This window comes from Streptomyces sp. NPDC020362 (genome assembly GCF_040642095.1).
Lineage (GTDB): Bacteria > Actinomycetota > Actinomycetes > Streptomycetales > Streptomycetaceae > Streptomyces.
The window spans coordinates 1-9,651 of sequence record NZ_JBFAET010000271.1; the positions used below are offsets into that span (position 1 = coordinate 1).

The following is a 9,651-nucleotide window of genomic DNA, read 5'->3' on the forward strand; positions in this document are numbered from 1 at the left end:
GCGACTGGCCCGCCCGGCGGCGGCCCCCCCGGCCCCGGCCTCCGCCGGTCGTCCGGCTCTGTGCCGGATCCGTGTCACAGTCCGAGGGCGATGGCCAGCCGGGTCATTTCGGCCGTGCTGTTGATGTTGAGCTTGGCCCGGATACGGCGGAGGTAGGCGTCGACCGTGTGCTTGGAGAGCCCCATGTGGCGGGCGGTCTGCAGGTAGGTGCGTCCGGCGGCGATGTGGCGGAGGGTCTCCCGCTCGCGCGGAGCCAGCGCGGCGGCTTCGGCCTGGGGGGTGGTGACGGTGAGGCTCATGGGAAGTCCTTCGGGAGGTCGGCCCGGTGTCACTGCTCGCGTCGTCGGAAGCAGGGGCTAAATGTCCGAATATCGGCTTTTCGCCCTGTTTCTTAGAGTTTGCTTAGGTGACGTCATGGCGGTGTCCGCCGACTGTCACAGGCGTGTCACGAGCCCTGCCGCGGCCTTCGCCAGGGCCGTGAAATCCTCGCTGCGCAGGCCGATCCTCGGGTCGACGTGGTGCAGCAGCGCCGGCCCGGGATGGTGTGCGGCCACATAGACGCTGTCCGCAGGGCCCTGCTCGTCGTCCACCCACGCGAACGGACGGCCCGCGGCGTGCCGCACGATCCTCTCCGTCTTCCAGTGGACCCCGTCCGGCCGCTCGGCGAAGAGATCGGCGCCGAAGTCGACGTACGGCAGCTCGGGCAGGCCCACGACCGGGGCGATCCAGTAGTTGGCCTCGGCCATCCAGGTCGTCGCCCAGCACAGGTCGTAGCCGAGCGACAGCAGCGCCGGGCCGTGGGACGGGTTCAGCCACACCCGCAGCGGGCGGCGGCTGTCCGGACGGACGGACGCCCGGATCGTCGTATATCCCTCGGGGCGGCGCTCCGGCCGGGCCGCGTAGGGGTTCAGGGGACCGTCGACGTCCAGGAACAGCAGCGGGCGGCTCACTCGGCCACCGTACGGCGCGGGGGGCCGGCCGGGCTCGTGATTTTCTTCCGCCGGGCAGGCATAGTGGCGGCCTCGCCCGCGCGTCACCAGGAATGCAGGGCCCCGACAGCAGGTCGGCCCGGGGGACAGAGAAGGTGACGATGGATGCCCAGGCGCAGGAGAGTTTCCGGGAGTTCGTGGCCGGCCGTACGCCGGCACTGCTGAAGACGGCCGTCCTGCTGACCGGCGGGGACCGGCACGCCGCCGAGGACCTGCTGCAGAACGCGCTGGTCAAGGCGGCCGGCCGCTGGCATCGGATCGACGAACCGGAGGCCTACGTCCGGCGGATCCTCTACCGGCAGCAGGTCAGTCGCTGGCGGCTGAAATGGCCGCGGCGGGAGGTCACGGTGGCCGAACTGCCGGAGGGTGCCGCAGCCCCGGACGCGTCCGGCGCCGCCGAGGTGCGGCTCGTGGTGCGTACCGCCCTGTCCAGGCTCACCGCCCGCCAGCGCACCGTGCTGGTGCTGCGCTACTTCGAGGACCTGCCCGAGGCCGAGGTGGCCCGGCTGCTGGGCTGCTCGGTGGGCACCGTGCGGTCCACCACCCACCGCTCGCTGGCCCGGCTGCGCACGCTCGCACCCGAGCTGACCGCCGAAGGCGGCACCGGCCGTGACCTCCCGGAGGCAGGGGCGCCGGAGGCGCACACGGCCACATCGCCCGGCCCGGACGGTGCCCGCCGGCAGCCGTCCCGTGACTTCTCGCCCGTGGAGGTGCGTCCGTGAACGTCGAGGAACTCGTGCGCGACGCGCTGCGGGAGCAGGCCGCGCAGCAGCCGCCGGTGCCGCCGGGGTTCGCCGACCGGGTGCTCGGCGTGCGCCGGCGCCGCCGTACCCGCCGGCTCGCCTCCGTCGCCGTGGCGGCTGCCGCCGTGGTCGCCGTCGGCGTGGGGGTGCCGCTCCTGGACTCCGGCGGGAAGAACGATGTACGGCCGTCCCGTGTGCTCGACTCCGGCGACGTCCGGGCCCACCCGGACCAGTCGCCGCCGCGGGACCTGGTCGCGGCGGGGCGGTCCGCGCTGGCCGCGTACTCCACGACGAGAGTCGTGCCGCAGACCGCCGGCCTCGCGATCGGCGAGCGCACGTACCGGCTGCTGAACCCCGGGACCGGACGGTACGAGAAGGACGCCCGCTGGTCGGTCGTGGCCGTCGCCCCGGGGCTGCGGACCGCCGCCGTGCTGGAGCGGAAGCTGCCCGCCGCCCGCATCGGCCTGCTCGACCTCGCGACGGGGGAGGTCGAGCGGTGGATCCCGGTGTCCCACGGCGTCGGGGGGCTCGCCTTCTCGCGCGACGGCCGCAGGCTGGTCGCCACGACGTACAGCGAGAACCCCGACGCCTACGGCAGGATCACCAACGCACGGACGGGCCGTTCCACATGGGGTCCGCGGTTCGGGTCCACACCCAGGACCGGCTTCGAGATCCTGGACGTGGCCTCCGGCAGGGGGACCTGGGTCCGTGTCGCGCCCGACCGGGCCGTCCAGGGCCGGGAGGACCTCGCCTTCAGCCGCGCCGGCGACCTGCTGTACGGGCGGATCGTGGGGTCCCGGGACGGAATGGAGCAGTTCTACGACTTCGCGGGCCGCAAAGCCGCCGCGCCCGCGAACGAACGCCATCTGAGGTGGGACGTGGGCGCCCGGCTGTCCCCGGGCGGGCGGCTCGCGGCCTGGGGCCTGGTGGCGGAGCCGCACGGCACGTCGTACTCCTCGATCCGCGATCCGCTGACCGGCAGGGAGATCACCCGGGTGCGCGGCGCGGAGCTGCTGGCCTGGGTGGACGACAAGCGGCTCATCGCCTGGGAGCGGGATCCGCACGAGGAGCTGTACCGGCCCCGGCTCGTGCTGGTCACGATCGGCAGCACCAAGGTGGTCCCGCTCAGCGGTTACCAGAAAGGTGACGAGGACGACGGCTCCGGGTACTGGCAGCCGGTCTTCGCCGAGCGCTGATCACGCCGCCGTCAGCTCCTTGTGGAGCGCCAGCAGCCCGTCGGCCGTCTCCTGGCCGGCGGGCAGCAGCGGGGCGCGCACCGGGCCCGCGGGCAGGCCGAGTTCGGGCAGCAGCGCCTTGGCGGTGACCGTTCCGGGCAGGCCCGCGCCCATCATCGCCTCGATGAACGGCGTGGCCCGCAGCTGGAGTTCGGCCGCGCGGGCCGTCTCGCCGGCGTCGAACGCGTCGAGGACGGCGGCGATGTGGGCCGGGACGGCGTTGGCGACCGTGCTGACGCACCCGGCCGCGCCCACCGCGTACAGCGCGAGGACGTGCTCGTCGCAGCCCGCGTAGTACGCCAGATCCGTGCGGGCCAGCACCTTCTGGGTGCCGAGGAAGTCGTAGGAGCAGTCCTTGACCGCGACGATCCGAGGGTGTCCGGCGAGGCGGATCATCGTCTCCGGCTCGATGCGGGTGCCGGTGCGGCCCGGGATGTCGTAGAGCATCACCGGCAGGCCGCCGGCGTCGGCGACCTGGAGGAAGTGCGCCTCCACGGCCTCCTGCTGCGGCCTGCTGTAGTACGGCGTCACCACCAGCACGCCGTCGGCGCCCGCCTGCTCGGCGGCGAGGGCCCCGGCGATCGTGTGCCGTGTGTCGGCGGTGCCGACGCCGGCCACCAGCGCGACGTCCTCGCCGACCGCCTCCCGGACGGCCGCGATCAGCTCCGCCTTCTCCGTGTCCGTGGTGGTCGGCGACTCGCCCGTGGTGCCGTTCAGCACCAGCCCGTCGCAGCCCTGCGCCACCAGGTGGCCGGCCAGCCGCCGGGCCCCCTCCAGGTCGAGCGTGCCCGTCTCGGTGAACGGGGTGATCATCGCGCACAGCGTGCGGCCGAAGGGCTTGCGTCGGTTCGTCATGGGAGTAGTCTCGGCACCAAAACGATGAAGCTCTACTTAATTCTTCTACGAAGTATTGCTAAGTATTGCTAATTTATTGAGGGGGTGGCCGACGGTCCTGTGTCCAACTCGGCCCTTCATGGGTCACTATGGGCGCGGACGGTCATTGACGTCGGTCATGGGAGGCACCATGAAGCTCGGCAAGGCACTGGCCATCGGAGTCGCCGAGGAGCGGCCGCTCGTCCACGAGGAGGAGCCGCAGCTCCCCGAGGAGATCACCCTCACCGCACCGGCCGAGCCGGACCGCGAAGAGGTGCCGGCGGGCCGATGAGGCTCCGGCTCCCGGCGGAACGCCCGACGGAGCCGCCGACCGGTTACAAGATCGCCCACCCGGTGCTGTACCAGGACGGCACCCGGGCCGGGTTCACCGGTGTGTCACTGGGCGGCGCGCTGCCGTACGGCGTGCTCGACGACGCGGCCTGCGTCTACGGGCGCAGGCATCGCCCGCCCGCGCGCCGGTGCGACTGCGGCTTCCACTGCGTGCACGACCGTGCGGCCGCCGAGGCCCTGCTGTGCACCGAGGAGCACCGGGCCGCGGTCCTGCTCGAGGTCTCCGTGCTCGGTGCCTACATCCGCTTCGAGCGCGGTTTCCGCTACGCCCGGCAGCGAGTGCGCACGGTGACCGCCGGCCCGTGCGCCTGCGGTGCCGCCGCGGTCGCGCTCGCCGACGCCGGCTGGGGCAGACCCGGCTGGAGGGCCCTCGCACCCGTGTGCGCGGGCTGCGTGCGCGGCCGTACGTCCCTCTCGCTCGCCGGATTCGCCCGGCTCACCGGTCAGGGGCTGCGTGTGGTCGCGAGCGGTGCCGGTACGGCGGCCCCTTCCGCGGAGTCGACGGCCGACGGGGACCTGGGGGTGCCCGAACTCGCGGCCGAGGCCGCCCTGTTGCAGGCGCGCCTCGACTGGTTCCAGACCCAACTCGCCCGCCTCGGTGAACGCGGCGCCGGGGGAGCGGAGCGGGGCTGACGGTCTTCGGGCCGGGCGCCTGCAACTGCGTACGGAGAGGAGGCGGACGCCGCGATCGGATGCGTCCAGCCGGACGTGATCAGGGAAAGGGCACACCGATGACGCACAGAATCCCGCACGGTTCGGGCGCCAAGGGCCCCGACGAACTGCGGCACCAGTTCGAGCAGGCCCGCAGCCGGCTCGGCAGGGCCGATGTGAAGGGCCGGGCGCTGACCCGGGCCGCCGACCTGAGGGACAAGGCCGGCGCCATGACCGTGCAGCTGCGGTCGAGCGCCTCCCAGGCCGCCCTGAAGCACCCGCGCCCCCTGATGGTCGCGGGCGCCGCCGGCGCCGCCGTCCTCACGGTGGGTGTGCTGCGCCGCCGCCACCACTGACCTCCTCCGGTACCTCGGCGGTCAGAGGCTGCACGTCACCCACTCACCGACAACTTGGTCCGTCTGGACAAAAAAAGTTTTCGGTGAGACGGTGGACGCATGCTGGATGTGACCGTGATCGAGGACCCCGAGGCCGCAGCCGTGTCGCTCGACCCGACACGGGCCCGGCTGCTCGCCGAGCTGGCCGCCGGGCCGGCCTCCGCCGCGATGCTGGCCGTCCAGGTCGGGCTGCCCCGGCAGAAGGTGAACTACCACCTCAAGACGCTGGAGCGGCACGGCCTGGTCGAGCTGGCCGGAGAGCGCCGCAAGGGCAATGTCACCGAGCGGCTGATGCGCGCGACCGCCGCGTCGTACGTCATCTCGCCGGCCGCGCTCGCTCCCGTGCAGCCGGACCCGGACCGCTTCCGTGACCAGCTCTCCGCACGCTGGCTGCTCGCGCTCGGCGCCCGTCTGGTGCGGGACGTCGGCGCGCTGATCACCGGTGCCGCCAAGGCCCGGAAACGACTGGCGACCTACGCCCTGGACGGCGAGGTCCGCTTCGCCTCCGCCGCCGACCGCGCCGCCTTCGTGCAGGAACTGACGGCAGGCGTGAGCGCCCTGATCCGCAAGTACGACGCCCCCGACGCCGAGGGCGGCCGTCCCCACCGGATCGTCGTCGCCCTGCACCCCACGGTCAAGGACCAGCCCGAACCCGACCCCCAGTAAGCCTTTTCGAGCAGGAGAGCTCCACCATGTCCAAGGAATTCGAGATCGCCCGCGAGTTCGAGGTCGACGTCCCGCCCGAGAAGGTGTGGGAGGCCGTCACCACCGGAACCGGCGGATACCTGTGGCCGATGGACCCGCCCGAGCCCCGGGTGGGCGGCAGCGGACCCTTCGGGTCCACCGTCACCGCCTGGGACCCGCCCCACCGCTACACCAACCGCAGCGAGAACGTCGGCTTCCCGGTCCAGTCCGTCAACCAGCTCGACTACACCATCGAGCCGCGCGACGAGGGCCGTCGCGCCTGGGTGCGCTATGTGCACAGCGGCATCTTCACCGACGACTGGGACAACCAGTACGACGGCGCGAGCAAGCACACCGGCTTCTACCTGCACACCCTGCGCGAGTACCTGACGCACTTCGCGCCCCGCCCGGTCGTCTTCGCGCAGCTGCAGGGTCCCGCGGCCTCGCAGACGCCCGAGGCGCTTGCCGCCGTGGGCCGCGCCCTCGGCCTGCCGGACGGCGTGACCGAGGGGGCGAAGGTGAGCGCCCAGGGACCCGGCGGGCGGACCCTGGACGCGGTGGTCGACTACGTCGACCCGTACTTCATCGGACTGCGCACCGACGACGCCCTCATCCGCTTCTTCGGGCGGGGCCACTGGGGCGCCCCGGTCGGCATCAGCGTGCACGACTTCGCGCCGGACGCCGACGCCCGCGCGAACGAGGGCGCCTGGCAGGACTGGCTGAACGGCGTGTTCAGCCGGTCCTGAGCGACAGTTACGGGCGGAACCGCAGCACCTGCGGGTCGTGGTCGCTGATCTGGTCGTTGAACTCCGAGTTGATGTGCACGCTGTCGTACTCGAAGTCGCAGCCGCGCCGGATCGCCGGGCTGATCAGGATCTGGTCCAGGACCTGCTGGTTGCCCTGGTAGTCGTAGGTGTACCGCTCGCTCTTCGGCAGCGACTTGATGGCCGACCAGAGTTCGCCGTCGCCCTCCAGGATCCTGGCGGTCCCGGAGAAGTCGAAGTCGTTCATGTCGCCGAGCGCGATGACGTTCGCGTTCTTCTGCACGGACAGGATGTCCTTGACGAACGCGTTCACCTCGGTCGCCTGTGCGTGGCGCTGGACCTCCGAGCTGCGCACCGGCGGCTGGAACTGCGAGGTCAGACCCTGGTCGCCGCCCTTGGAGTTGAGGTGGTTGGCGATCACGAAGACGGTCTTGCCGCGGAAGACGAACTCGCCCGCAAGCGGCTTGCGGCTGTTGTTCCAGGCCGCGTCGGCCGGGTCGATGCGACCCGGGGAGGCCGTCAGCTGCGCCCTGCCGTTCACCTTGGTGACGCCGACGGCGGTGGTGGAGTCGCCGCCCGCGCGGTCCACGAAGGACACCCGCTCCGGGTTGAACAGGAACACCTGACGGATGTTGCCGCCCGGCTCGCCGCCGTCCTGGTCGTTGACCGGGTTGATCGAACGCCAGTCGTACTTCGGGCCGCCCGCCGCGACGATCGCGTCGATCAGCTTGTTCACGGTCTGGCTCGCGTCGACCGTGCCGTCGTCCTTGGCGCCGTTGTTGTCCTGGATCTCCTCCAGGGACACGATGTCGGGCGACTGCAGGTTGTTCACGATCGCGGCGGCGTGTTTGTCGAAGGTGGCGTCCGACGGGTCGAGGTTCTCGACGTTGTAGGTCGCCACCGCCAGCTCGCCGCGCGCCTGCTTCTGCGTGGTCTCCCGCTGCAGACCGCCGCTCTTGAGCGTGCCGAGCGAGCTCGCGACCAGCGTGTAGCCGCCGAACTGGTTGAAGTCCAGCGGGCCCGCGGTGGTGCCCTCCAGGGTGTCGCCGACGTTCGCCTTCGGGAAGTCGGCGGTCGAGCCCAGCGACTGGATCTGCAGGCGGCCGGTGTTCTGGGAGTCGTAGGAGCCGTAGAGCGTGCCGCCCCGGTGGGTGCGGTGCTCGCGCGGCTTCACCGTGACCCACAGCTCGCTGTAGGGGTCGGTGGTGGTGACCACGCGGGTGTCGGCGACCTGGACGTTCATGCCCTCCAGGGACTCGTAGTAGTCCAGGGCGTACTTCGACGGGTCCAGGGCAAGGCCGTTGACGGAGCCGCTCGCGGCCGTGTCGCCGGCGGGGGCGTACTCGTCCGGCACGGAGTGACTGTCGATCACGACCGGGGCCGGGACCGCGTTGCCCGTGGAGACGGTCGTGACGGTCGGCTTGGTGATCTCCGTCACCGACTGGTTGCCGGAGGACGTGCCGCCCGGGACGTACTCGGAGACCGTGCCGGTCACCGTGACGGAGTCGCCGACGGCGGCCTTCGGCGCGGAGCTGGTGAAGACGAACACGCCTTCGCTGGTGGCCGGGTTGTCGTCCGGGGTGGGGTCCTGGATCCAGAACCCTTTGGAGGAGCCGTAGGTGCGCGTGGCCGTGACGATGCCGGGGACGTCCGTCACCTTCTGGCCCGCGTACGGCGATATTCGGGTCGCACCCTGGATGTCGTGGATGCGCACCGAGTCGGCGTGCGCGGGCGAGGTGAGGACGACGGCCGACGTCGCGGAACAGACGGCGGCGACGGTGAGCGCGGCGAGGCGCGCGGAAGACCTGCTCGGCAAGGGATTCCCTCCGGGGACATGCGTGAGCGCCGGGACGAGGGTGGAACGGGAGCGTGCAGGGCTCGTAGCCCTGTGTGACACGCAGAGAAAAGAGTGAACAGTCGTTCCCCCAACTTCTACGCGCGTCAATCTCCTGCCTGGCGCCGGGAGTTGTCAAGGTTTCGGCCATGTACGGTGCCCGACGGAGACATGAACCGGGTGGCATGGGTGGAAATCCGTCTAGGCTGAGCGGTTGAGTCCGTTCACGGTCCGAGGAGAACCAGCCGATGTCAGACAGCTCCCCCCTGCCGCCCGTACGGCTGCACCCCGAAGCGGAGCTGGCGCGCGCCGCGCTGTCCACACCGTTGCTCTCCCGCGCCGCCCGCCTCGCCCGCTGGGCCGGGTCCGGGACCCGGGTGGACGCCGGCGGCGGACTGGTCGAGGAGCAACTGCCCGCCGCCGCCGACGTGCTCGGACTGAGCGGGGACGACGCCGCCGCGTACGCGAGCGAGGCCTGGCGGGTGGCCGTGGACGCCGGGCTGGTCGAGATCACCGACGAGGAGGCCGGGACCGTGGCGGCCGGCGCGGAGCTGGCGCTGCTCACCGCGGGCTCGCCGCACGACGTGCTCGCCGTCTGGCTCACCGCCCTGGAAACCGTCATCGCGGACGCGAGCGTGCCCGACCTCGACGACCTGGTCGACACTCTGGACGAGGGCGGCACGGTCGATTTCGCGTCACTCGACTGGGACCCGGAGGCCGAGGCGGAGTTCCTCGACGGCGTCCTCGGCAACCTCTACCTGCTGACCGTCAGCGAGGACGGCCCCGGCGAGGCTCCCGTGCCGCTGCCCGCCCTCGCCGCCTCGATGATCGTCCCCAGCGACATGGGGGAGCCCACCAACGACGTCCTGGAGCAGGTCTCCGACGCGATGATGCGCCTGGACGACCAGTTCCGGATGCTGGAGCCGGCCGGGCTCGTGGCGTACCAGCCCGTCGACGAGGCGCTGATGGCCGACGCCGACGAGGAGCCCGCCGCCCCGGTGGACGACACCGACGTCTCCCGCTACGGCATGGTCCGGCTCACCCCGCTCGGTGCCTACGGGCTGCGGGCCCGGATGCTGGAGGCCGGGTTCGAGGCGCCCGCGGTCGGCGCGCGCGCCGGCCAGGGCGCGGC

The 9,651-nt window shown here is 72.0% G+C and carries 11 protein-coding genes and 1 pseudogene; 8 read left to right on the forward strand and 4 right to left on the reverse strand.

Annotated features, from left to right (window positions below; all coding sequences use genetic code 11):
- Nucleotides 1–74: 74 nt before the first annotated feature.
- Nucleotides 75–299 (reverse strand): helix-turn-helix transcriptional regulator, encoded by a 225-nt coding sequence (locus AB0H32_RS43795; RefSeq protein ID WP_361133827.1) that lies wholly within the window; start codon nt 297–299, stop codon nt 75–77.
- A 135-nt stretch (nt 300–434) separates the two neighbouring features.
- Nucleotides 435–950, reverse strand: a complete 516-nt coding sequence (locus tag AB0H32_RS43800) for a hypothetical protein (protein WP_361133830.1) — start codon at nt 948–950, stop codon at nt 435–437.
- A gap of 140 nt (nt 951–1,090) precedes the next feature.
- Between AB0H32_RS43800 and AB0H32_RS43805 the strand changes: the two genes are divergently transcribed.
- Both AB0H32_RS43805 and AB0H32_RS43810 read left to right on the forward strand, forming a co-directional pair.
- Nucleotides 1,091–1,711, forward strand: coding sequence for a SigE family RNA polymerase sigma factor (locus AB0H32_RS43805; protein ID WP_361133832.1), 621 nt, complete (start codon nt 1,091–1,093; stop codon nt 1,709–1,711).
- On the forward strand, nt 1,708–2,928 hold the full coding sequence (locus AB0H32_RS43810; protein WP_361133835.1) for a WD40 repeat domain-containing protein: 1,221 nt from the start codon (nt 1,708–1,710) through the stop codon (nt 2,926–2,928). The genes AB0H32_RS43805 and AB0H32_RS43810 overlap by 4 nt, the downstream gene beginning before the upstream one ends.
- Here AB0H32_RS43810 and dapA read toward each other — a convergent pair whose 3' ends face one another.
- Nucleotides 2,929–3,822 carry a 4-hydroxy-tetrahydrodipicolinate synthase gene (dapA, locus tag AB0H32_RS43815; RefSeq protein ID WP_361133838.1) on the reverse strand — a complete coding sequence of 298 codons (894 nt, stop codon included), beginning with the start codon at nt 3,820–3,822 and terminating at the stop codon, nt 2,929–2,931. It abuts the gene before it with no gap.
- A gap of 169 nt (nt 3,823–3,991) precedes the next feature.
- On the opposite strand from dapA, the gene AB0H32_RS43820 reads away from it, so the two are divergent.
- The 5 genes from AB0H32_RS43820 to AB0H32_RS43840 all read left to right on the forward strand — a co-directional run bounded on the left by AB0H32_RS43820 (nt 3,992) and on the right by AB0H32_RS43840 (nt 6,667).
- Nucleotides 3,992–4,132, forward strand: coding sequence for a hypothetical protein (locus AB0H32_RS43820; RefSeq protein WP_361133840.1), 141 nt, complete (start codon nt 3,992–3,994; stop codon nt 4,130–4,132).
- Nucleotides 4,129–4,824, forward strand: coding sequence for a hypothetical protein (locus AB0H32_RS43825; protein ID WP_361133843.1), 696 nt, complete (start codon nt 4,129–4,131; stop codon nt 4,822–4,824). The genes AB0H32_RS43820 and AB0H32_RS43825 overlap by 4 nt, the downstream gene beginning before the upstream one ends.
- Before the next feature lie 98 nt (nt 4,825–4,922).
- A complete protein-coding gene (locus AB0H32_RS43830; RefSeq protein WP_361133845.1) occupies nt 4,923–5,198 on the forward strand; it encodes a hypothetical protein in 276 nt (91 codons plus the stop codon).
- Between the two features lie 99 nt (nt 5,199–5,297).
- On the forward strand, nt 5,298–5,903 hold the full coding sequence (locus AB0H32_RS43835; RefSeq protein WP_361133848.1) for a helix-turn-helix domain-containing protein: 606 nt from the start codon (nt 5,298–5,300) through the stop codon (nt 5,901–5,903).
- A gap of 26 nt (nt 5,904–5,929) precedes the next feature.
- Nucleotides 5,930–6,667: an SRPBCC domain-containing protein gene (locus AB0H32_RS43840; protein ID WP_361133851.1), complete on the forward strand. Its 738-nt coding sequence runs from the start codon at nt 5,930–5,932 to the stop codon at nt 6,665–6,667.
- A 7-nt stretch (nt 6,668–6,674) separates the two neighbouring features.
- On the opposite strand, the gene AB0H32_RS43845 is transcribed toward AB0H32_RS43840, so the two are convergent.
- A complete protein-coding gene (locus tag AB0H32_RS43845; RefSeq protein WP_361133854.1) occupies nt 6,675–8,501 on the reverse strand; it encodes an endonuclease/exonuclease/phosphatase family protein in 1,827 nt (608 codons plus the stop codon).
- Nucleotides 8,502–8,767: 266 nt separating this feature from the next.
- On the opposite strand from AB0H32_RS43845, the pseudogene AB0H32_RS43850 reads away from it, so the two are divergent.
- Nucleotides 8,768–9,651: pseudogene (locus AB0H32_RS43850) on the forward strand (hypothetical protein); the annotation flags it as partial.

What these genes read in the sequence shown, in the direction of transcription:
- AB0H32_RS43830 (WP_361133845.1), top strand. Translation starts at nt 4,923, where the DNA reads ATGACGCACAGAATCCCGCACGGTTCGGGCGCCAAGGGCCCCGACGAA.
- AB0H32_RS43835 (WP_361133848.1), top strand. Translation starts at nt 5,298, where the DNA reads ATGCTGGATGTGACCGTGATCGAGGACCCCGAGGCCGCAGCCGTGTCG.
- AB0H32_RS43795 (WP_361133827.1), bottom strand. Translation starts at nt 299, where the DNA reads ATGAGCCTCACCGTCACCACCCCCCAGGCCGAAGCCGCCGCGCTGGCT.
- AB0H32_RS43805 (WP_361133832.1), top strand. Translation starts at nt 1,091, where the DNA reads ATGGATGCCCAGGCGCAGGAGAGTTTCCGGGAGTTCGTGGCCGGCCGT.
- AB0H32_RS43820 (WP_361133840.1), top strand. Translation starts at nt 3,992, where the DNA reads ATGAAGCTCGGCAAGGCACTGGCCATCGGAGTCGCCGAGGAGCGGCCG.
- AB0H32_RS43825 (WP_361133843.1), top strand. Translation starts at nt 4,129, where the DNA reads ATGAGGCTCCGGCTCCCGGCGGAACGCCCGACGGAGCCGCCGACCGGT.
- dapA (WP_361133838.1), bottom strand. Translation starts at nt 3,822, where the DNA reads ATGACGAACCGACGCAAGCCCTTCGGCCGCACGCTGTGCGCGATGATC.
- AB0H32_RS43840 (WP_361133851.1), top strand. Translation starts at nt 5,930, where the DNA reads ATGTCCAAGGAATTCGAGATCGCCCGCGAGTTCGAGGTCGACGTCCCG.